At 70.7% G+C, this 21,324-nt stretch carries 25 protein-coding genes; 20 read left to right on the top strand and 5 right to left on the bottom strand.

The window, feature by feature from the left end; all coding sequences use genetic code 11:
* The first annotated feature begins 255 nt into the window (after positions 1–255).
* Complete coding sequence (locus POF73_RS01090) at positions 256–684, top strand: VOC family protein (RefSeq protein WP_272112435.1); 429 nt, start codon at positions 256–258, stop codon at positions 682–684.
* Positions 685–720: 36 nt separating this feature from the next.
* Here the strand turns inward: POF73_RS01090 and POF73_RS01085 are convergent, their stop codons facing one another.
* Entirely contained in the window at positions 721–1,110 is a 390-nt protein-coding gene (locus tag POF73_RS01085; RefSeq protein WP_272112434.1) for a VOC family protein, read from the bottom strand.
* A gap of 153 nt (positions 1,111–1,263) precedes the next feature.
* Here POF73_RS01085 and POF73_RS01080 point away from each other — a divergent pair, with 153 nt between their 5' ends.
* The 17 genes from POF73_RS01080 to POF73_RS01000 all read left to right on the top strand — a co-directional run bounded on the left by POF73_RS01080 (position 1,264) and on the right by POF73_RS01000 (position 14,625).
* On the top strand, positions 1,264–1,911 hold the full coding sequence (locus POF73_RS01080; protein WP_272112433.1) for a TetR/AcrR family transcriptional regulator: 648 nt from the start codon (positions 1,264–1,266) through the stop codon (positions 1,909–1,911).
* Positions 1,912–2,088: 177 nt separating this feature from the next.
* Complete coding sequence (locus POF73_RS01075) at positions 2,089–3,090, top strand: LacI family DNA-binding transcriptional regulator (RefSeq protein ID WP_272112432.1); 1,002 nt, start codon at positions 2,089–2,091, stop codon at positions 3,088–3,090.
* A gap of 28 nt (positions 3,091–3,118) precedes the next feature.
* On the top strand, positions 3,119–4,657 hold the full coding sequence (locus POF73_RS01070) for a sugar ABC transporter ATP-binding protein (protein ID WP_272112431.1): 1,539 nt from the start codon (positions 3,119–3,121) through the stop codon (positions 4,655–4,657).
* Positions 4,647–6,596: an ABC transporter permease/substrate-binding protein gene (locus POF73_RS01065; protein ID WP_272112430.1), complete on the top strand. Its 1,950-nt coding sequence runs from the start codon at positions 4,647–4,649 to the stop codon at positions 6,594–6,596. Before POF73_RS01070 ends, POF73_RS01065 begins: the two co-directional genes overlap by 11 nt.
* A gap of 145 nt (positions 6,597–6,741) precedes the next feature.
* The gene (locus POF73_RS01060) at positions 6,742–7,755 is read left to right on the top strand and encodes a ribokinase (protein ID WP_272112429.1); all 1,014 of its coding nucleotides are present in this window, start codon (positions 6,742–6,744) and stop codon (positions 7,753–7,755) included.
* Positions 7,752–8,141: a D-ribose pyranase gene (gene rbsD / locus POF73_RS01055; protein WP_272112428.1), complete on the top strand. Its 390-nt coding sequence runs from the start codon at positions 7,752–7,754 to the stop codon at positions 8,139–8,141. Before POF73_RS01060 ends, rbsD begins: the two co-directional genes overlap by 4 nt.
* A gap of 199 nt (positions 8,142–8,340) precedes the next feature.
* Complete coding sequence (locus POF73_RS01050) at positions 8,341–8,727, top strand: DUF937 domain-containing protein (RefSeq protein WP_272112427.1); 387 nt, start codon at positions 8,341–8,343, stop codon at positions 8,725–8,727.
* 73 nt (positions 8,728–8,800) lie between these two features.
* Entirely contained in the window at positions 8,801–9,139 is a 339-nt protein-coding gene (locus POF73_RS01045) for a gas vesicle protein GvpO (protein WP_272112426.1), read from the top strand.
* 52 nt (positions 9,140–9,191) lie between these two features.
* Entirely contained in the window at positions 9,192–9,668 is a 477-nt protein-coding gene (gvpJ, locus tag POF73_RS01040; RefSeq protein ID WP_443049388.1) for a gas vesicle protein GvpJ, read from the top strand.
* Positions 9,669–9,676: 8 nt separating this feature from the next.
* Entirely contained in the window at positions 9,677–10,390 is a 714-nt protein-coding gene (locus POF73_RS01035) for a GvpL/GvpF family gas vesicle protein (RefSeq protein ID WP_272112424.1), read from the top strand.
* 43 nt (positions 10,391–10,433) lie between these two features.
* The gene (locus POF73_RS01030; protein ID WP_272112423.1) at positions 10,434–10,697 is read left to right on the top strand and encodes a gas vesicle protein GvpG; all 264 of its coding nucleotides are present in this window, start codon (positions 10,434–10,436) and stop codon (positions 10,695–10,697) included.
* A gap of 49 nt (positions 10,698–10,746) precedes the next feature.
* Positions 10,747–11,364: an ABC transporter substrate-binding protein gene (locus tag POF73_RS01025; RefSeq protein ID WP_272112422.1), complete on the top strand. Its 618-nt coding sequence runs from the start codon at positions 10,747–10,749 to the stop codon at positions 11,362–11,364.
* The gene (locus POF73_RS01020; RefSeq protein ID WP_272112421.1) at positions 11,357–12,574 is read left to right on the top strand and encodes an SRPBCC family protein; all 1,218 of its coding nucleotides are present in this window, start codon (positions 11,357–11,359) and stop codon (positions 12,572–12,574) included. The genes POF73_RS01025 and POF73_RS01020 overlap by 8 nt, the downstream gene beginning before the upstream one ends.
* 75 nt (positions 12,575–12,649) lie before the next feature.
* A complete protein-coding gene (locus tag POF73_RS01015; RefSeq protein ID WP_272112568.1) occupies positions 12,650–13,138 on the top strand; it encodes a gas vesicle protein in 489 nt (162 codons plus the stop codon).
* On the top strand, positions 13,135–13,980 hold the full coding sequence (locus POF73_RS01010; RefSeq protein ID WP_272112420.1) for a GvpL/GvpF family gas vesicle protein: 846 nt from the start codon (positions 13,135–13,137) through the stop codon (positions 13,978–13,980). The genes POF73_RS01015 and POF73_RS01010 overlap by 4 nt, the downstream gene beginning before the upstream one ends.
* Positions 13,977–14,240 (top strand): gas vesicle protein, encoded by a 264-nt coding sequence (locus POF73_RS01005; RefSeq protein WP_272112419.1) that lies wholly within the window; start codon positions 13,977–13,979, stop codon positions 14,238–14,240. The genes POF73_RS01010 and POF73_RS01005 overlap by 4 nt, the downstream gene beginning before the upstream one ends.
* Positions 14,224–14,625 carry a gas vesicle protein K gene (locus POF73_RS01000; protein ID WP_272112418.1) on the top strand — a complete coding sequence of 134 codons (402 nt, stop codon included), beginning with the start codon at positions 14,224–14,226 and terminating at the stop codon, positions 14,623–14,625. The genes POF73_RS01005 and POF73_RS01000 overlap by 17 nt, the downstream gene beginning before the upstream one ends.
* Positions 14,626–14,665: 40 nt before the next feature.
* Here the strand turns inward: POF73_RS01000 and POF73_RS00995 are convergent, their stop codons facing one another.
* The 3 genes from POF73_RS00995 to POF73_RS00985 are packed head-to-tail and all read right to left on the bottom strand — an operon-like array spanning position 14,666 to position 17,810.
* A complete protein-coding gene (locus POF73_RS00995; protein WP_272112567.1) occupies positions 14,666–15,463 on the bottom strand; it encodes a sugar phosphate isomerase/epimerase family protein in 798 nt (265 codons plus the stop codon).
* Between the two features lie 41 nt (positions 15,464–15,504).
* Positions 15,505–16,656: a dihydrodipicolinate synthase family protein gene (locus tag POF73_RS00990; protein ID WP_272112417.1), complete on the bottom strand. Its 1,152-nt coding sequence runs from the start codon at positions 16,654–16,656 to the stop codon at positions 15,505–15,507.
* Positions 16,653–17,810 (bottom strand): Gfo/Idh/MocA family protein, encoded by a 1,158-nt coding sequence (locus POF73_RS00985; protein WP_272112416.1) that lies wholly within the window; start codon positions 17,808–17,810, stop codon positions 16,653–16,655. The genes POF73_RS00990 and POF73_RS00985 overlap by 4 nt, the downstream gene beginning before the upstream one ends.
* 271 nt (positions 17,811–18,081) lie before the next feature.
* Here POF73_RS00985 and POF73_RS00980 point away from each other — a divergent pair, with 271 nt between their 5' ends.
* The gene (locus POF73_RS00980) at positions 18,082–19,128 is read left to right on the top strand and encodes a LacI family DNA-binding transcriptional regulator (RefSeq protein ID WP_272112415.1); all 1,047 of its coding nucleotides are present in this window, start codon (positions 18,082–18,084) and stop codon (positions 19,126–19,128) included.
* A gap of 240 nt (positions 19,129–19,368) precedes the next feature.
* Here the strand turns inward: POF73_RS00980 and POF73_RS00975 are convergent, their stop codons facing one another.
* Entirely contained in the window at positions 19,369–19,917 is a 549-nt protein-coding gene (locus POF73_RS00975) for a flavoprotein (protein WP_272112414.1), read from the bottom strand.
* Positions 19,918–20,035: 118 nt separating this feature from the next.
* On the opposite strand from POF73_RS00975, the gene POF73_RS00970 reads away from it, so the two are divergent.
* Positions 20,036–21,220 (top strand): helix-turn-helix domain-containing protein, encoded by a 1,185-nt coding sequence (locus tag POF73_RS00970; protein WP_272112413.1) that lies wholly within the window; start codon positions 20,036–20,038, stop codon positions 21,218–21,220.
* Positions 21,221–21,324: the final 104 nt, after the last annotated feature.

Genomic DNA, 21,324 nt, shown 5'->3' with positions numbered 1-21,324 from the left:
CGGGTGTGACAGCGGGGGTGCGGAGGTCAGCAACGGTGCGGAGCCGGGAAACGGCGTTGCCCCGGCCCACGACGATCACTAAGGTCCGTCGGGTGACTGCCGGGTCGGCCATGGGCCATGCACGAGTGGGGCTCCCGGCCTCGGCGTGAGCGCGAGGCGGGCACGAGCCCCGCCCCCTCTCCGAGTTCTTCTGCCTGGCGCCCGTTCGCGGCGCCCGTCCCAGCGGATCCCGAACCTCGGAGACACACCACCCACATGCCGAACGAACAGCAGCACCAGACCGCATCCGAACTGCCGGAGACCTCGGTCCAGTTGAACCACACCGCCGTCTACGCCAGGGACCGGCAGCTGTCGGCCGAGTTCCTGGCCGTGATCCTGGGCTTGAAGATCGGCGCTCCCTTCGGGCCGTTCCTCCCCGTCGACCTCGGCAACGGCGTGACGCTCGACTACTACGAGAAGCGTGACGAGCCGATCCAGTCGCAGCACTACGCGTTCCTCGTGCCGGACGAGCGGTTCGACACCATGATCGCCCGCCTGGAAGCGGTCGGGATCACCTACTACGCCGACCCCGGCCACACCGAGCCCGGTCGGATCAACCGCCTGTTCGGCGGTCGCGGCGCGTACTTCGACGATCCGGACGGCCACAACATGGAGATCATGACCCGGCCCTACGCCCGCCCCTGACCCACGGCCCGTCAGGGGCCTTGCCTTGGGCGTGGGTCAGCCCTGCTCGGGAGTGGACCATTCGACGAACTGGATGATCACGCCGTTGGGGTCGGTGACCTGGAACAGCCGCTCACCCCAGGGCTCCTGACGCAGCGGCATGGTGATCTCGATTCCGGCGTCACGCAGCCGCTTCTCCTGCTCTGCCAGGCCGCTTTCGAGGGTGAAGGCCAGGATCAGGCCGTCGGCGTGCCGGTCGCGCTGCTCGGGCGGCAGCACCTGGATGCCGCGGGCGAGCAGGACGACATCGACCGCGTCGGGGCGCGCCAGGGAGGCGAAGCCGTCGGCGGCCTGCTGGACGGTGTAGCCGAGGTGGGAGGTGAAGAACGCCTGGGAGGCGGTGACGTCGTCAACGGTCAGCGAGACGGTGGAGGCGGTGAACTGCACGAGGCTCCCTGGGTTGCGGTGAGGCTGGGGCACGGGCGCGTGCCCCAGCCTTCGATCGAGCGTCCTACCGACGCAAACTTACAACGGTCGTAAAGTTAGTCCAGGCCCCCTGAAGGTGTCAACGTAAAAATGCTACGAGGGTAAGATTGCGCCATGGCTACCCAGACGTCCGCCCCGGCCACCGGGCTGCGCGAGGCGAAGAAGCAGGAGACCCGGCAGCTCATCTCCGACCACGCCACCCGGCTGTTCATCGCCCAGGGTTTCGAACAGACGACCATCGCCGAGATCGCCGCCGCCGCCCGCGTCGCCAAGAAGACCGTCACCAACTACTTCGCCCGCAAGGAAGAACTGGCCCTGGACCACCAGGAGGAGTTCGCCACCTCCCTGGCCCGCACCGTCGCCGCCCGGCACCCGGGCGAATCGGCACTGGCCGCACTGCGCCGCGCGTTCGCCGACGCCACCGCCGCCCAGGACCCGGTCGCCGGGTTCTCCGGCCAGGAGTTCGCCCGCATGATCGCCGACAGCCCCACCCTGACCAGCTGCCTGCACGGTCTGCACGAGCAGCGCGAACACCACCTGGCCCAGACGCTCGCCGAGATCACCGACGCCCAGCCCGACGACATCACCGTCCAGACCGCCGCCGGCCTGCTGGGCACCGTCCACCGCGTGCTGTTCCACCGCATCCAGGCCCTCACGCTCGCCGGCCGCCCCGATGACGAGATCGCCCGTGTCATCGCCGCCGAGGCCGCCCAGGCCTTCGGCCTGCTGGAGCCCGCCCTGTCCGACTACGCCACCGCCTGACGCGAGCGTTTCACCGAGTTCCGCCACTCACACCTCGGGCCCCGCCGCGCCGCGACATCACGATCCGGTTTCGGGATGTGGTTGAGGGGTTGATTATCGGCCGTGTAATCGATTCCAATCCTCCCTACACATCGATGTAATCGATTCCACGAGCATCCACAAGGAGGTGGAGCTGCGATGGCGAGCATCAAGGACGTCGCGGCCGAGGCGGGGGTATCCGTCGCCACGGTGTCGCGCGTCCTGAACGACCATCCGTCGGTCAGCGCCGAGGCACGCACGCGCGTGCTGGCCGCTGTCGAGACCCTGGGCTACCGCCCGAACGCCGTCGCCCGCTCCCTGCGCACCGACCAGACCCACACCCTCGGCCTGGTCATCAGCGACGTCATGAACCCGTACTTCACCGAACTGGCCCGTTCCGTGGAGGAGGAGGCCCGCGCGCTCGGCTACAGCGTCATCATCGGCAACGCCGACGAGCGGCCGGATCTGCAGGACCATCACGTGCGGAACCTGCTGGACCGGCGTATCGACGGGCTGCTCGTCTCCCCGACCGACGGCGGCTCCCCGCTGATGCTGGACGCCGTGCGGGCCGGGACGCCGATGGTGTTCGTGGACCGGTGGATCCCGGGCGTGGACGTGCCGGTCGTACGGGCGGACGGGCAGGCCGCCGTACGGGATCTCGTGGCGCATCTGCACGGGCTCGGGCACCGGCGGCTCGCGATCATCGCGGGGCCCGCCGCCACCACCACCGGACGGGAACGGATCGAGGCCTTCCGCGAGGCCCTCGGCGCGTACGGGCTCGAACTCCCCGACGCCTACATAGGCCAGGGCGACTTCCAGGCCGAGAGCGGACGGCGGGTCACCGAGGGGTTCCTCGACCTGCCCGAGCCGCCCGAGGTCGTGTTCGCGGCCGACAACCTGATGGCGCTCGGCGCGCTGGACGCCGTACGCGCGCGTGGGCTGCGGATTCCCGAGGACATCGCGCTCGCCGCGTTCGACGACATCCCGTGGTTCGTGCACACCGATCCGCCGATCACCGCGGTCGCCCAGCCGACGGGCGAGCTGGGCCGGGCCGCCGTACGCGCCCTGGTCGACCGCATCGAGGGGCGGCCCGGCGAGTCCGTCACCCTCCCCGCCCGACTCGTCGTACGCCGCTCCTGCGGCGAGAACCCCACCCAGTGAACTCCACCCCAGTGCAAAGGAGCACTTCGTGAGCAACCCGGACGAGTTGCTGCGCATCGAGGGCATACGGAAGACCTTCCCGGGCGTGGTCGCGCTGGACGGCGTCGACTTCGATCTGCGCCGGGGCGAGGTGCACGTGCTCCTCGGTGAGAACGGCGCCGGCAAGAGCACCCTCATCAAGATGCTCTCCGGTGCCTACACGCCCGACGCCGGGCGGATCCTGGTCGGCGGCGAGGAGACGCGCATCCACGGTGCGCAGGACTCCGAGCGCCTCGGGATCGCCACCATCTACCAGGAGTTCAACCTCGTTCCCGATCTGACGGTCGCCGAGAACATCTTCCTGGGCCGCCAGCCGCGCCGCCTCGGGATGATCGACCGGAAGCGGATGGACGCCGACGCCGAGATCCTGCTGAAGCGCGTCGGGGTCGACGTGTCGCCCCGCGCGCGGGTGCGTGAACTCGGCATCGCGCGGCTGCAGATGGTCGAGATCGCGAAGGCGCTCAGCCTGGACGCGCGCGTGCTCATCATGGACGAGCCGACCGCCGTGCTCACCTCCGAGGAGGTCGAGAAGCTCTTCGCGATCGTGCGCACGCTGCGCGAGGACGGCGTCGGCATCGTCTTCATCACGCATCACCTGGAGGAGATCGCCGCCCTGGGAGACCGGGTCACGGTCGTCCGGGACGGCAGGAGCGTCGGGCAGGTCCCGGCCGCCACGCCCGAGGACGAACTCGTACGGCTCATGGTGGGGCGCTCGATCGAGCAGCAGTACCCGCGCGAACGGCCCGACAAGGGCGCCGCGTTGCTGTCCGTCGAGGGGCTGACCAGGGACGGCGTCTTCCACGACGTGAGCTTCCGGGTGCACGCCGGTGAGGTCGTCGGCATCGCCGGGCTGGTCGGCGCCGGCCGTACCGAGCTCGTGCGGGCCGTGTTCGGCGCCGACCCGTACGACAAGGGCGCCGTGAAGGTCTCCGGCGCCTCGGTCGCCAAGTACGACGTCAATGCGGCGATGACCGCGGGCATCGGGCTGATCCCCGAGGACCGCAAGGGCCAGGGGCTGGTCCTGGACGCGTCCGTCGAGGAGAACCTGGGCCTGGTGACGCTCCGTTCGGCCACGCGCGCGGGGCTCGTCGACCTCAGGGGGCAGCGGGAGGCCGCCGGGCGGATCGCCCAGCAGCTGGGCGTGCGGATGGCCGGGCTCGGCCAGCATGTGCGCACCCTCTCCGGCGGCAACCAGCAGAAGGTCGTCATCGGCAAGTGGCTGCTCGCCGACACCAAGGTGCTCATCCTCGACGAGCCCACGCGCGGGATCGACGTCGGCGCCAAGGTCGAGATCTACCAGCTCATCAACGAACTGACCGCGGCCGGCGCCGCCGTACTCATGATCTCCAGCGATCTGCCCGAGGTGCTCGGCATGAGCGACCGGGTCCTGGTGATGGCCCAGGGCCGGATCGCGGGCGAACTCGGCGCCGCCGAGGCGACCCAGGACGCCGTGATGGCCCTGGCCGTCAGCACCCCTACTACAACGGACCCCGCTACTACGGATGTGGAGGCCACCCGTGGCCACTGACACGCTCAAGAGCACGACGGGCGCGAGTGGCGCCCCGGGCGGCCTGCGCCGTCTTCTGCTCGACAACGGCGCGCTCACCGCGCTGATCGTCCTCGTCGTCGCGATGTCGGCGCTGTCCGGCGACTTCCTGACGGCCGACAACCTCCTCAACGTCGGCGTCCAGGCGGCCGTGACCGCCATCCTCGCCTTCGGTGTCACCTTCGTCATCGTCTCGGCGGGCATCGACCTGTCGGTCGGCTCGGTCGCCGCCCTGTCGGCCACCGTCCTGGCCTGGAGCGCCACGTCGGAAGGCGTCCCGGTCCTCCTCGCCGTCCTGCTGGCCGTCGCGACCGGCATAGCGTGCGGCCTGGTCAACGGCTTTCTGATCTCGTACGGCAAACTCCCGCCGTTCATCGCGACGCTGGCCATGCTGTCGGTGGCCCGCGGTCTGTCGCTGGTGATCTCGCAGGGCTCGCCCATCGCCCTGCCCGACTCGGTCTCGCATCTCGGCGACACGCTCGGCGGCTGGCTGCCGGTGCCGGTGCTCGTGATGGTCGGCATGGGGCTGATCACGGCGTTCGTGCTGGGGCGGACGTACATCGGCCGCTCGATGTACGCGATCGGCGGCAACGAGGAGGCGGCCCGTCTCTCCGGGCTGCGGGTGAAGAAGCAGAAGCTCGCGATCTACGCGTTCTCCGGACTGTTCGCCGCCGCCGCGGGCATCGTGCTCGCCGCCCGGCTGTCCTCCGCGCAGCCGCAGGCCGCGCAGGGCTACGAGCTCGACGCCATCGCGGCCGTGGTCATCGGCGGCGCCTCGCTGGCCGGTGGCACGGGCAAGGCGTCCGGGACGCTGATCGGCGCGCTCATCCTGGCGGTGCTGCGCAACGGCCTCAACCTGCTGTCCGTGTCCGCGTTCTGGCAGCAGGTCGTCATCGGCGTCGTCATCGCGCTGGCGGTGCTGCTGGACACGGTGCGCCGTAAGGCGGGAGCGACCCCGGTGACCACGGGCGGCGGCGGGAACAAGAGCAGGCAGGCGGCGACGTACGTCCTCGCGGCCGTGGTCGCGGCGGCGGTCGTCGGTGCCACCTCCCTGCTGCACGTCGGTACGTCGGAGGCGAAGAGCCAGAAGATCGGCCTGTCGCTGTCGACCCTCAACAACCCGTTCTTCGTGCAGATCCGGGCCGGTGCGCAGGCCGAGGCGAAGAAGCTGGGCGTGGACCTCACCGTCACCGACGCGCAGAACGACGCCTCGCAGCAGGCCAACCAGCTGCAGAACTTCACCAGCGGGGGCCTCGGCACGATCATCGTCAACCCGGTGGACTCCGACGCGGTGACCCCGGCGGCGAAGGCCGTCAACAGGTCGGGCATCCCGCTGGTCGCCGTCGACCGCGCGGTCAACAACGCCGACTCGGCCGCGCTCGTCGCCTCCGACAACGTCACCGGCGGCAAGCTGGCCGCCAAGGCGCTCGCCGAGAAGCTGGGCGGCAAGGGCAGGATCGTGATCCTCCAGGGCCAGGCCGGCACCTCCGCCAGCCGTGAGCGCGGCTCCGGCTTCGCCGAGGGCCTGACGGCGTACCCGGACATCGAGGTCGTCGCCAAGCAGCCCGCCGACTGGGACCGCACCAAGGGCCTGGACGTCATGTCCAACCTGCTCCAGGCCAACCCGGACATCGACGGCGTCTTCGCGGAGAACGACGAGATGGCACTCGGCGCGATCAAGGCGCTGGGCGCCAAGGCCGGCAAGTCCGTGCAGGTCATCGGCTTCGACGGCACCGAGGACGGCCTGAAGGCGGTCGAGGCGGGGACGCTGTACGCCTCGGTGGCGCAGCAGCCGGCGGAGCTCGGCCGGATCGCCGTGCAGAACGCGGTGAGGGCGGCCGAGGACAAAAAGGTGGAGAAGTCGGTGATGGTGCCGGTGAAGGTGGTCACGAAGCAGAACGTGGCGGGCTTCGGCGGCTGACATCGGTGAACGGCGAACGGGCGGACGGCCGTTGAAGGAGCATGGGTTCATGAACCGGCGCGTGAACCGGCCCATGAACGGGCCTGTGCCTCATGACGGCCGTCCGCCTCACGTCACCACGGGGACCTATCAGGGGAGCAACCTCATGTACGACTACGACCTCCTGGTCGTAGGGTCGGCCAACGCCGACCTGGTGATCGGTGTCGAGCGTCGGCCGGGGGCCGGCGAGACCGTGCTCGGCTCCGATCTGACCGTCCACCCGGGCGGCAAGGGCGCCAACCAGGCGGTCGCGGCCGCCCGGCTCGGAGCCCGTACGGCCCTGCTGGCCCGCGTCGGCGACGACGGGCACGGCCGGCTGCTGCTCGACTCGCAGCGGGAGTCCGGCGTGGACACGGTGGGTGTCCTGGTCGGCGGTGCGCCGACCGGCGTCGCGCTGATCACGGTGGACCCGTCCGGGGACAACAGCATCGTGGTCTCGCCAGGTGCGAACGGCCGGCTGACCCCGCAGGACGTCCGGGCGGCGGCCAGCCTGTTCCAGGCGTCGCGGGTGGTCTCGGCCCAGCTGGAGATCCCGCTGGAGACGGTCGTCGAGGTGGTCCGCAACCTGGCGGACGGCAGCCGCTTCGTCCTGAACCCGTCCCCGCCCCGCCCGCTGCCGACCGAGGTGCTGGCGGCCTGCGACCCGCTGATCGTGAACGAGCACGAGGCGAAGGTGATCCTCGGCGACGCAGCGGTGGGCGAGACGCCGGAGGACTGGGCCCGGATCCTGCTCGCCAAGGGGCCCCGCTCGGTGGTGGTGACCCTGGGCGCGGAGGGCGCGCTGGTGGCGTCCGCGCAGGGCGTGACCCGGGTGCCGTCGGTGAAGGTGGCCGCGGTGGACACCACGGGCGCGGGCGACGCGTTCACGGCCGCGCTGGCCTGGAAGCTCGGGACGGGGTCCGACCTGGCCGAGGCGGCGGCGTACGCGGCCCGGGTCGGGGCGGCGGCGGTCACGAAGGAGGGCGCGCAGCAGTCCTTCCCGACCGCGGCGGAGGTCGAGTCGCTGTGCTGTGCCAATCCTGGGGACGCCGCATCCGACAGCGGCACCGCCGCGGGCCGGACCCCCGGCGAAGGGCCGGGCACCGCACCCGGCGTGTCCTCGCAAGGCGGGTCGCTGTGAAGAAGGCCGGAATTCTGAACCGTCATCTCTCCGGTGCCCTGGCCGAGCTGGGCCACGGCGACGGCGTGCTGGTGTGCGACGCAGGCATGCCGATACCCGACGGCCCCCGGGTCGTGGACCTGGCCTTCCGGGCCGGGGTGCCGTCCTTCGCCGTCGTACTGGACGGCCTGCTGGCCGAGCTGGTGGTGGAGGGCGCGACGGCGGCGAAGGAGATGCAGGACGCCAATCCGGCGGCGGCCGCGCTGCTGGAGGGGGAGTTTCCCGGGCTGGAGCTGGTCACCCACGAGCGGCTGAAGGAACTGTCGGCCGGGGCACGGCTGGTGGTGCGGACCGGGGAGGCACGGCCGTACGCGAATGTGCTGCTGCGCTGCGGGGTGTTTTTCTGAGGGGAACGTTTCGAGGGGCCCGGTCCGTCGACCGAGCCCCTCGGGTTTTCCCCTCCCATCAGGACCCTCGTGATCCCCCCAGATCCCCCTCCAGAAGTCCTGATGCCAAGTACGACCGGCGAGGTGCGGGAAGGGTTGTACGTCTCCGGGGACTTTTTTCGGCGTGCCGAGGAACCGCCACAGTCGTAGCGTTTCAGACATGTCAGAGGTAGACGAGAACCCCCTCACGTCCCTCCAGGACGACGTGCTCGAAGAGCTCGGCGACGACCGGATCGGGGACATCGCGGGGTTGCTGGGGACGGACGAGGCGGGCGCCCGGCAGCTGGTCGGTACGACCGTGGCGGCACTCTCCGGCGAGGCGCAGACCGTCGCGACCCCGCACGAGGCCCCCCTCACCGGCGTGGCCACGGTGGGCGGCTTCGCGACGGGCGGCCTCATGGCCGGGGTCCTGGCCGAGGAGGCCGAGCGGGTGGCGACCGCGGTGGCCCACCGGACGGGGCTGCCGCCGGGGGCGGTGTCCCGGATCGTGGAGACGGTGATTCCGGTGGTGCTGGCGGTGCTGACGAAGAGGGCGGCCGGCAAGTAGCGGTGCGTGGCATGAGCCGAGTGGCGTGGGCTGCGTGTGGGGCCGATGATTGAGGGGTACTCCGAGAGGGTGAATGATCACGAGCGATGATCGTGAGCCGCGAAAGGCACGTTCCTCATCACGACGGCAGTCGTCCGCCGAGGCGCGAGTGTCCGCCGCTGAAGCGATGCGGTCCGCGATCGAACAACTCAGTGAGCTGTTGGGGAGGGCTCCCGAGTCGGTTTCCTCGCTGAGGCCGACGGATCAGGGCTGGGAAGCCGATGTCGAGGTCGTGGAGCTGGAACGCATTCCCGAGACGACCAGCGTGATGGCCAGCTACCAAGTGGTTCTGGACCCGGAGGGGAAGCTGCTGGCGTACGAGCGCGGGCGTCGCTACACGCGCGCGCAGGTGGACAGGAGGGACGACCAGTAGGTCGCTCACCCTTTCGCCGGGAAGTCGGGCCGGAAGGGATGTCACCGTGACTGTGGTGCCACAGGGCAACGGTGGTGGTGCGCCCGCCGCCAATGGCGGTTCGGGAAACCTTTACGACGTGTTGGAACTCGTCCTCGACCGGGGTCTGGTCATCGACGCCTTTGTCCGGGTGTCCCTGGTGGGCATCGAACTGGTCAAGGTCGACGCGCGGGTCGTCGTCGCCAGTGTCGATACGTATCTGCGCTTCGCCGAGGCCGCCAACCGGCTGGATCTGGAGTCGGGGCGCAAGGCCCCCGCGCAGCTGTCCGACATCGTCGAGGGCTCCGTCGAGAGCGGGGCCCACGGTAAGAGCAAAGGGGCGCTGTCGGGCGCTGTCGAGGCGATCACCGAGTCGTTCAAGGGCGACGATGACGACGACGAGCACGACGAGCGTGAGCGCAGGCCGGCGCGCGAGAAACGGCACGAGCGCAACGAACGCCGCTCGGAACGTCACGCGGAACGCCGCTCCGCGAAGGACCGGGAGGAGTGAGCGAGCCGATGCCCGTGTATGTGTACGCGATCACCAAGGACTCGCACCCACTGGATCTCGGCGAGGGCAAGGGGGTGGGCGACCCGCCCGAAGAGCTGAGCGTGGTGCGCGGCGGATCCCTGTGCGCCGTCGTCAGCGAGGCCCCGGACGACCTCTCGGTGGCCCGCCAGGATCTGGAGGCCCACCACACGGTCCAGGAGCGGTTGTGGGCCGACGGCCCCACCCTGCCGCTCAGCTTCGGGTTCGTCGCCGAGGACGAGGACGCCGTGCGCGCCGTCCTGGAGGAGCGGGAGCAGCTGTTCGCACAGCGTCTGGACGAACTCGCCGGTCGGGCGGAGTTCAACGTCAAGGGAGTCCTCGACGAGGACACGGTGCTGCGTGCCGTCCTCGAACAGAACGCGCGGGCCCGTGAGCTGAACGAGCTGACCCGTGAGGGCGGCGGGACGTACGAGGACCGGCTGGCGCTCGGCGAACTGGTGGCCCAGGAGGTGCAGGGCCGGCAGGACGCCCTCGGCGAGGAGGTCCTCGCCGCGCTGCGGCCGCTCGCCGAGGCCGAGCAGGTCGCGCCGCCGTCGCAGCAGTACTTCGTGAGCGCGTCCTTCCTGGTGGAGGAGGACCGCGCCGAGGAGTTCGGCCAAACCGGCCAGGAGCTGGCCGAACGCTATGGCGAGGGCGTCGAGTTGCGGCTGCGGGGCCCCCTGCCGCCGTACAGCTTCGTGTGAACGGCTCGACGCGCGAGGAGCACGAGGAGCGCGAGGAGGCGCTGTGGGACTGGTCACCGGGATCCTGACGCTGCCGGTCCTTCCCGTCGAGGGCGTCGGCTGGGTGCTCGACAAAGTGGTCCGGGCCGCCGAGGACGAGTTCTACGACCCGGCTCCCGTGCAGGAGGCGCTCGTGAACCTGGAGCGGGCGCGCGACGAGGACCGTATCGACGACGAGGAGTTCGCGGAGCAGGAGCAAGCACTGCTGAACCGCCTGGAGGAGATCAGGGCCTACCAGCTGCGACAGGGCGGACAGCCAGCGCCGTGACACACGGGTCGTGGGCTGCTGCTGCTTGGTGAGGAAAGAAGACATGGTCATGAACAACGCCAAGATCGGCACGGCCCTGCTGGGCGGCTATGTGCTGGGGCGGACCAAGAAGGCGAAGCTCGCCATCAGCCTCGGCGCGCTGCTCGCCGGATCGAGAATCAAGCCCGGGCAGGTCGGCAAGGCCCTCCAGCAGTCCCCCTTCGTGCACACCCTCACCGACCAGGTGCGCTCCGAACTGACCGACGCGGGGAAGGCGGCGGCGACCACCGTCCTGAGCGCGAAGGCCGACAGCCTGGCCGACGCTCTGCACGAGCGCACCGCCGGACTGCGGGAGAAGGCCCAGGACCAGGGCGAGCGGGACACGGACCGAGGCGAGGACACCGGGGGCAAGGACGAGACCGAGACCGAGGCCGACGACGAAGCCGAGACGGAACCGGACGAGGAGCCGGACGAGGCGAACGGCGACGGCGAGGAACCCCGCGCGAAGGCGCGCGGCAAGGCCCGGGAGAAGTCCGGGGCGGAGGCGTCCCGCGGCGCGGGACGCGGCAAGACGCAGCGTGGCACGTCGGGGCGGGACGAGGAGCAGCCCCGCAAGCGGAAGACCTCCACGTCACAGAGCCGCTCGCGCAGCGGCGCCGCGCGGTCGAGGAGGCAGGACGATGGCTGAGCGCAAGGCGACGGGACGCGGCTCGGGCGGCACAGGGACCCTGGCGAAGGCCGGCGAGCGGGTACCGGGCGCGAATCGGCTGAAGGACGAGATGGAGCACTATGTCGAGGCCCGTCTCCAGCTGATGCTGGAGGGCATGGGGCACCGGCTCGGCGAGGGCGCGCGCCGGCTGGGCGAGGCCCATGTGGGCCCGCGCGGCCTGGCCACCGCGGTGGCCCGGGGCGGCAAGAAGCTCGGCGAGCACCTCCCGTCCGGCATGGGGGCGCTGACCTCGACCGCCTCCCACGCGAAGGACACGGCCTCGCACGCGAAGGAGACGGCCTCGCACGCCAAGGACGCGGTGCTGGACAAGGCCAAGGACGTCGCCGGGCAACTGCCCGGGCAGAGCAAGGACAAGGACGCCGACAGCGACCCGGACACCATGGGCAAAGGGCTCACCATCATCGAGGACATCGATGTGGGCGTGCCCGTGCGCGAGGCGTACGACCAGTGGACGCAGTTCCAGGAGTACGACCGGTTCGCCAAGGGCGTGGTCGGCATCGAGCAACAGGACGACACCACGACCAAGTGGCATGTGAAGATCGCCAAGTCCAACCGGCACTGGCGGGGCATCATCACGGAACAGGTACCCGACGAGCGCATCGCCTGGACGTCGACCGGGGACCACGCCACCACCCAGGGCGTCGTCACCTTCCATCCGCTCACCGAGAACCTCACCAAAGTGCTGCTCGTCCTGCGGTACTTCCCCAAGGGGCCGGTGGAGCGGGTCGGGGGCCTGGTACGGGCCCAGGGGCGCCGCGCCCGGCTCGATCTGAAGCTCTACCGCACCTTCGTGATGATGCGCGGGGAGGCCACCGGAGGCTGGCGCGGGGAGATCCGCGAGGGCGAGGTGGTCCGGGAACCGGAGGAGGTCGAGGCCGCCGAGCGGGAGGAGGAGCCGGAGGCGGAGTACGACGAGGAGGATGAGAACGAAGAGGAGGAAGAGGAGGGCGAAGAGCCCGAGGGGCAGTACGACGAGGAGGACGAGGAAGAGGCCCCTGCCGCCGACGCTTCCGCCGAGGACGACGAGGACGACTGGGACGAGGAGAGCGAGGAGGACGAGGAGGACGCCGAGGCCGAGGACGAGGCCGAGGACGAAGACCGAGAGCCTGACGACCGCTACGACGACACCGACGAGGCACCCCGCCCGACGCGCCGGCGCCGTGTCTGACCGTGGATGAACTCGGTCGGACATGCGTGACCGTGGGTGACCGTGGGTGCTCCCGGAAACGAGGTCGAGTACGCCGTGACCGAGCCCGTCCCCACCCGCTCCACGCCGTCGCAGGCGCTGTCCCCGTACAGCGGCGGGGGATCCAGCGCGAACCTCGCCGACATCCTTGAGCGCGTCCTCGACAAGGGCATCGTCATCGTCGGTGACATCAAGATCAACCTGCTGGACATCGAACTGCTCACCATCAAGCTGCGGCTCCTGGTGGCCTCGGTCGACAAGGCCAGGGAAATCGGCATCGACTGGTGGGAGCACGACCCGGCGCTGTCCTCCCGCGCCGACCAACGGCACTCCCTGAAGGAACAGAACGAGCGACTGCGCGCCGAGGTGAAGGAGCTGCGCCGGAAGGTCGAGAAGGCCGAGAAGGCGGAGTCCGCGGGCGAGTTGTCCGAGCGCGGATCAGGAAGCCGACGCCCGTCCCGTGCAACGGACCGGGAGTCCGGCGCCGAGCCACGGCGTGCCCGCCGCAAGAAGGACGTCGCCGAGGACCGGGATCGAGAGCCGTGAACGGCCGGCGGTTGAGCTACGCCTACGCCGTGGTCAGGTCGTCCGGCCCGACGGCACAGCGGGCACATGCGGCGCTGGCCGACGTCCGCGGCGTGGCGGATGCGCCCGTCACCCTGGTCCGCTCGGGCGCGGTGGCCGCCGCGGTCAGCGCGGTGCCCGGGGAGGAGTTCTCGGAGGCGGCCCTGAGGGCGCGGCTGGAGGATCTCGACTGGCTGGAGTCGACGGCCCGGGCCCACCACCTCGTCATCGAGACCCTCGCCGCCCGCACCACCGTCCTCCCCCTGCGGCTGACCACGGTGTACCTCGACGACAGCCGTGTCGAGCGGATGCTGAGCGAACGGCAGGAGGCCTTCACCGCGCTGCTGGACCGGTTCGACGACCACGTGGAGTGGGGCGTGAAGGTGTACGCCGAGATCCCACCCGCGTCCGAGCCGCCCCCCTCCCCCGCGGCGCACGGCTCCTCCGCCACCGGACCGGCCGACCCGGCCGACCCGGCTGATCCGGCCCCCGGACGCGCGTACCTGCGCCGCCGCAGGCAGCACCGTCAGACACGCGAGGACACCTGGCGGGCCGCCGAGGAGGCCGTACGGCGGACGGAGGAGCGGGCGCGCGGTCTTGCGGTGGAGCGGGCCCGGCACCGTCCCCAGCAGGGAACCCTGGCCCACGTCCCCGGCGAGAACGTCGCCAACGACGCCTATCTCGTCCCGCGCCACGCGGCCGAGGAGTTCCACGACCGTATGCTGCACGCCGCCGACGACCTGCCCGGCGTACGGGTGGAGGTCACCGGGCCATGGGCGCCGTACTCCTTCACGGCACCCCCCGAAGGGGCGCGACAGCGGTGACCGAATACGGCGCGTACGACGACGACCGCCCCCTCAGCGGACGGCAGGTGGCGCTGATCGACCTGCTCGACCGGCTGCTGAGCGGCGGCGTCGTACTCACCGGCGATCTCGTCCTGTCGGTCGCCGACATCGACCTGGTGCGGATCTCGCTGCGCGCGGTCGTGGTCGCCGTCCGCGACCAGATGGAGGAGCAGTGGGCGCTCGTCCTCCCGGAGCGGACGCCGACGGAGAACGGCGGCCACGGTGACGGGCCCGGCTGAGCGCCCGCCCGCCGACCGGCTGCGCGAGGTCGCGGAGGCCGCGCACCGGGCGTTCTCCCTGCTGCCCGCTCAGCCGGACGACGTGGCCCCGCCGACCGGGGGGCGGAGCGCCGCGCGCCGCCTGCACACCGACCCCGACACCGTGGAGCGGGACCTGGTCAGACTGGTGCTCACCATCGTCGAACTCCTCCGCCAGCTGATGGAGCGCCAGGCCCTGCACCGTGTCGACCAGGGCGATCTGACCGAGGAGCAGGAGGAGCGCCTCGGCCTGACCCTGATGCTCCTCCACGACCGGATGACCGAGCTGTGCGACCGTTACGGGCTCACGCTGGAGGACCTCAACCTCGACCTGGGGCCGCTGGGCACCCTGCTCCCACCCCCGTGAGGAGCCGGCGTGGGGTTCCGCGGGCGCCGGCCCGCGTCCGCTAGCCCGCGTGCTCCACGAACCGTGCCGCCGTCTCCGCCAGCACCTCACGGCCGTCGCGCGCCCACAGCGCGTCGTTGAACAGCTCCACCTCGATGGCGCCGGTGTACCCGGCCGCCTCGACGTAGCCCTTCCACTCCCGCATGTCGATCGAGCCGTCGCCGATCTGACCGCGGCCGGTGAGGACGCCCTCGGGCAACGGGGTGGTCCAGTCGGCGAGTTGAAAGGTGTGGATACGGCCGCCGGCGCCCGCTCGGGCGATCTGCGCGGGCGCGTTGTCGTCCCACCAGATGTGGTACGTGTCCACCGTGACGCCGACCTGCCGGGCCGGGAAGCGTTCCGCCAGGTCCAGGGCCTGGGCCAGCGTCGACACCACACACCGGTCGGCGGCGTACATGGGGTGCAGCGGCTCGATGGCCAGCTTCACGCCGCGCTCCTCGGCGTACGGGCCCAGCTCGGCCAGCGCGTCGGCGATCCGCTCCCGCGCGCCGTGCAGGTCCTTGGAGCCGGCGGGCAGCCCGCCGGACACCAGCACCAGTACGTCCGTGCCCAGCGTCGCCGCCTCGTCGACGGCGCGGCGGTTGTCGTCCAGGGCCTCGGCCCGCTCGGCCGGGTCGATCGCGGTGAAGAAGCCGCCGCGGCACAGGGTGGTGACCGTCAGGCCCGCGTCACGGACCAGCTTGGCCGTCGCCTCCAGGCCGTACGACTGGACGGGCTCGCGCCACAGGCCGACGTTGCCGATGCCCAGCCGGCCGCATTCCTCGACCAGTTCGGGCATCGACAGCTGCTTCACGGTCATCTGGTTGATCGAGAAGCGCGCGAGGTCTGCTGGGCTGGTGCTCACTGGGCCACTCCGTACAGGGCGAGCAGGTTCTTCATCCGTTCCTCCGCCAGCTTCGGGTCCGGGAACAGGCCCAGTCCGTCGGCGAGTTCGTAGGCGCGGGCGAAGTGCGGGAGGGAGCGGGCCGACTGGAGGCCGCCGACCATGGTGAAGTGCGACTGGTGGCCGGACAGCCAGGCCAGGAAGACCACGCCCGTCTTGTAGAAGCGGGTCGGGGTCTGGAAGAGATGGCGGGACAACTCGACCGTCGGGTCGAGCAGCTCCCGGAAGCCGGACACGTTCCCCGTGTCGAGCACCCGCACCGCCTCGGCCGCCAGCGGGCCCAGCGGGTCGAAGATGCCGAGCAGGGCGTGGCTGAAACCCTTCTCGTCGCCCGCGATCAGCTCCGGGTAGTTGAAGTCGTCGCCGGTGTAGCAGCGCACCCCCTGCGGGAGGCGGCGGCGGATGTCGATCTCCCGCTGGGCGTCCAGCAGGGACACCTTGATGCCGTCCACCTTGTCGGGGTGCGCGGCGATGACCTCCAGGAAGGTGTCGGTGGCCGCGTCCAGGTCGGCGGAGCCCCAGTAGCCCTCCAGCGCCGGGTCGAACATCGGGCCCAGCCAGTGCAGGATCACCGGCTCGGCGGACTGGCGCAGGAGGTGGCCGTAGACCTCCAGGTAGTCCTCCGGCCCGGAGGCCGCGGCGGCCAGCGCGCGGGAGGCCATCAGGATCGCCTGGGCGCCCGAAGCCTCCACGACCGCGAGCTGCTCCTCGTACGCCGCCCGGACCTCCACGAGAGACCCGGCGGCGATCTGGTCGGTGCCGACCCCGCAGGCGATCCGCCCGCCGACCGCCTTGGCCTCGGCGGCGCTCCGGCGGATCAGCTCGGCGGCGCCCGCCCAGTCCAGGCCCATCCCGCGCTGGGCGGTGTCCATGGCCTCGGCGACGCCGAGCCCGTGGGCCCACAGGTGGTGGCGGAAGGCGAGGGTGGCGTCCCAGTCGACGGCGGCGGGCGAGTCGGGGGTCGTGTCGGCGTACGGGTCGGCGACGACGTGCGCCGCCGAGAAGACCGTACGGGAGGTGAAGGGCGCGCCCGGCGTCACGGCCAGTGGCTCGGCGCGGGGCTCGTACGCCCTCAACCCGCCCTTGAAGTCGGGGAGTCGGATGGTCACGGCTGGATCTCCGGTACGTCGATACGGCGGCCCTCGGCCGACGACTTCAGGCCCAGCTCGGCGAGCTGGACGCCACGGGCGCCGGCGAGGAGGTCCCAGTGATAGGGGGCATCGGCGTAGATGTGCCGCAGGAACAGCTCCCACTGGGCCTTGAAGCCGTTGTCGAACTCGGCGTTGTCCGGGACCTCCTGCCACTGGTCGCGGAAGGAGTAGGTGGCCGGGATGTCCGGGTTCCAGACCGGCTTGGGGGTGAGGGAGCGGTGCTGGACGCGGCAGTTGCGCAGGCCCGCGACCGCCGAGCCCTCGGTGCCGTCGACCTGGAACTCGACCAGCTCGTCGCGGTTGACGCGGACGGCCCAGGAGGAGTTGATCTGGGCGATCGCGCCGCCCTCCAGCTCGAAGATGCCGTACGCGGCGTCGTCGGCCGTCGCGTCGTACGGCTTGTCGTTCTCGTCCCAGCGCTGCGGGATGTGGGTGGTGGCGATGGCCTGGACGGACTTCACCCGGCCGAAGAGCTCGTGGAGGACGTACTCCCAGTGCGGGAACATGTCGACGACAATGCCGCCACCGTCCTCCGCACGGTAGTTCCAGGACGGCCGCTGGGCGGTCTGCCAGTCGCCCTCGAAGACCCAGTAGCCGAACTCGCCGCGGATGGACAGGATCCGGCCGAAGAAGCCGCCGTCGATGAGGCGCTTCAGCTTGAGCAGGCCGGGGAGGAAGAGCTTGTCCTGGACGACGCCGTGCTTGATACCGGCCGCGGCGGCGAGCTTCGCCAGCTCCAGGGCGCCCTCCAGCCCGGTGGCCGTCGGCTTCTCGGTGTAGATGTGCTTGCCCGCGGCGATCGCCTTCCTGATCGCCTCCTCGCGGGCGGAGGTGACCTGGGCGTCGAAGTAGATCTCGACGGTCGGGTCGGCGAGGACCGCGTCGAGGTCGGTCGAGATGTTCTCGGGGTCCAGGCCGTGCTGCTCGGCGAGCGCCCTCAGCGCGTGCTCGCGGCGGCCGACCAGGACGGGCTCGGGCCACAGCACGGTTCCGTCGCCGAGGTCGAGGCCGCCCTGTTCGCGCAGGGCCAGGATGGAGCGGACCAGGTGCTGGCGGTAGCCCATGCGCCCCGTCACACCGTTCATGGCGATACGCACCGTCTTGCGTGTCACGTCTTTCCCTTCGCACGCGGGGTCTGCGCCGCGTATCGCCCTGTCGTGCACTGGTGAGCGTCGCAGCAAGCGCTTTCTATTAGATAAGAAGCTAGCCTCTGATCAGTGGTCCGGACAAGACCGTGACCAGCCTGAGTTGTTCGAGGGGACGAACAGCGGGGGTTTCTGGCCGTAAGGTTCGCTCGACGCACCTGGAACCGTGGGCCGTGACGACCTGTCTACGAGCACGTACGAGGTGGTACGACGAGATGCGCGACCGGAGGACGACGAGATGACGGTGACCCTGGCGGACGTGGCGGCCCGCGCCCAGGTCTCCCCCGCGACGGTGTCGCGCGTACTGAACGGGAACTACCCCGTGGCCGCCACCACCCGGGAGCGGGTGCTGCGCGCGGTGGACGAGCTGGACTACGTCCTCAACGGACCGGCGAGCTCACTGGCCGCCGCCACCTCCGATCTGGTCGGCATCCTGGTCAACGACATCGCCGACCCCTTCTTCGGGATCATGGCGAGCGCGATCCAGGCCGAGATCGGCGGTCCTGGCGGCCGTGCGGGCGGTGAGCGGCTGGCGGTGGTCTGCAACACGGGCGGCTCCCCGGAGCGCGAGCTGACGTATCTGACCCTGCTGCAGCGACAGCGGGCGGCCGCGGTCGTGCTGACCGGCGGTGCCGTGGAGGACGAGCCGCACGCGGCGGCGGTTGCGTCGAAGCTGCGGAAGCTGGCGGACGCCGGGACGAAGGTGGTGCTGTGCGGGCGGCCGCCGTCGCCGGACACCGGCGCGATCGCGCTGACCTTCGACAACCGCGGCGGCGGCCGCGAGCTGACCGAGCACCTGATCGGCCTGGGACACCGGCGGCTGGGCTACATCGCGGGCCCGGAGGAGCGCACGACCACCCGGCACCGGCTGGAGGGCCACCGGGCGGCACTGGAAGCGCACGGCATCCAGGAGGACGCCGCCTGGACGGTCTACGGCCGCTACGACCGGCAGTCCGGCTACGAGGCGACCCTGGAGCTGCTGCGCCGGGATCCGTCCCTGACGGCCGTGGTCGCGGCGAACGACTCCGTCGCGCTCGGCGCGTGCGCGGCCCTGCGGGACTCCGGACTGCGAATCCCGGACGACGTGTCCGTGGCCGGCTTCGACGACCTCCCGTTCAGCATCGACGCGGTGCCTTCCCTTACGACGGTGAGGCTGCCGTTGGCGGAGGCCGGGGCGCGCGCCGGGCGGATCGCCATGGGGCGTGAGGAGGCGCCGCCCGGGGGGATCGCGACGATTCGGGGGGAGCTGATGGTTCGGGGGTCTTCTGGGGGGCCTCGGGGGTAGGGGCGGGGGCCTGCGGCCAGGAAGCTCGTTGAGGGGGAAGATCCGGTGCCCGGCGCGACGACAAGTCCGCCGACCGGACGAGGCGCGGGAGCGCACCAGCCGCATCCCTACTGCTTGGCACGCCCGCGCCCAATAGGGGCAGCCGTGGTGCGGTCCCGCCCTCTGGCCGACCGTGAAGTGTCGGCCAGAGGGCGGGCGTGTGCGACTCCCGCACGCATCAAGCGCACGGTGAGCCGTCGATCAGGTTTGGGCGAGTTCCTGCGCAGCGTCGAGGACCAGGTGCCACGGGTACTCCTTCGGCTTGCCCTGGCCCGGCCGGTTGGGCACGAAGCCGCCCTCGCCGTACAAGACCCGTACGCCCATGCCACGCAGTTCGTCGATGCTGCGATCGAACTGGCGGTGCTGTACGTAGGCCGCGTTGACGCACGGCATCGTCACCGTCGGGATGCCCTTGCCGATGGCCTCGGCGACGACGCCCACCACAAGGTCGTGGGTGAGGCCGAGCGCCCACGAGTTCACCGTGTTGAAGGTGGCCGGCGCCACGGCGATGACGTCCGCCCTCGGCCACACGTCCGGTTCACCCGGCAGTTTGTACTCACTGCGCACGGGGTGACCTGTGAGTCGTTCCAGCTCGGCAAGCTGCGACGTGAGCCAGTGCTGCGCGGTCGGGGTCAGACCGAGGCAGACATCGAAGCCGCGCCCCTGCGCGTCCCGGATGACCTCCGCGACATCGAAGACAGGAGGGGCCGCCGAGCCGAACAGGTAGAGCACACGGGCAGTTGTCGTCATGTGCCCATCCGACCACACGCAACCGTCGCTGCTCAGCAGGGAGTCGGGCGGATGGAAGCCCCCAGAAGTCCGCATTTGGGTACTGTTCAAAGTGGCTGCCCAGAACGGAGAGACCTGCATGCCCACGCTGGACGAAAACCACACGGGCGCACGTATCAGGGACCAGCGCCGACTGGCCAGGCTCACGCAACGCCAGTTGGCTGGTCGGCTGCCCTACTCCTACAGCTTGCTGAACCAGGTGGAGTGCGGGGCCCGTCCCGCCACCGCCGACTTTGTGGCTGCCTGCGCAAAGGCGCTCAGCATCGATGTCACCGTGCTGACCGGCCAGCCGTACGTGACCGAACTGCAGCGTGACCGGCTCGCCGAGCTGATACGCCCGATCCGCGAGTCCCTCGACCTGTACGACCTCGGCCCCAACCCGGAACTGGCTGTGCAACCGGCGGAACGGCTCATCGCGGGTGCAGACAAGCTGTGCCAGGAGGTCCGGGCCACACACCTGCGAAGCGCTGCGCGGAAACTGCCCGGCCTTGTCGCCGATCTCACTCACACAGCCTGGTCGACGCCGTCCACCAGGCTGTGGCAGTCGCTCGCCTCCGCGTATCGCACCGCACACGACATCAGCGTCAAGCTCGGCTACTACGACCTCTCCGCCGTCGCCCTCGACCGCATGGACTGGGCGGCACAGCGTGCCTCGGATCCGTGCCTGTCAGCCGTACGCCAGTACATGCGGGCACTGGTCTACTTCCGCGAGGGCGAGTACCGGATCGGGCAGCGACTCGTCGCCGCCGGTCACGGGCTGATCGGGCAAGCCGACGAGACGCGCGAGGCGTTGGCCGTCTCCGGTCAGCTGCATCTCGGAGGATCCGTGATCGCCGCGCGAGCGGAGAACGAGTCGGCAGTGAAAATGCACATCTCGGAGGCGCGCCGAATCGCCGAGCGCATCGGCGATGCCTCGGATGTGCACTGGCTGAGCTTCGGCCCCACGAACGTCGCCCTGCACAAGATGTCCGCCGCCGTTGAGATGCACCAGTACGACGACGCGCTCAAACAGGCCAGGAAGATCAGGCTGCCGTCGCAACTGGCCACGTCCCGCCGTGCCCACTTTCTGATCGACAAGTCGCGTACCGAGATGGAGACCGGGCACACCGAAGGAGCGCTGAAGTCGCTGGTCGAGGCTCGGCGCGTGGCACCCGAGCAGACTCGCTATCACCCGGCGGCCCGGGAGACGATCACCGGGCTGGTGCACCTGTCGCGCCGCACCCCGGACACGCTCAACCACATGGCAACCTGGATCGGCCTGTAGGTCACGCTCACAGCGCTCACAAATCTGTGAGCGTTGGCCCCGTCGCGCAGCGTCACGCTGTTCTCACATCTGGTCGACAAGGAGCGCGAACAGCGCGGCGACAA

The organism is Streptomyces sp. HD, from assembly GCF_028369295.1.
Classification (GTDB): Bacteria; Actinomycetota; Actinomycetes; order Streptomycetales; family Streptomycetaceae; genus Streptomyces.
The sequence above is the reverse complement of the archived record's forward strand: the minus strand, read 5'-3'. Positions and strand labels throughout refer to the sequence as shown.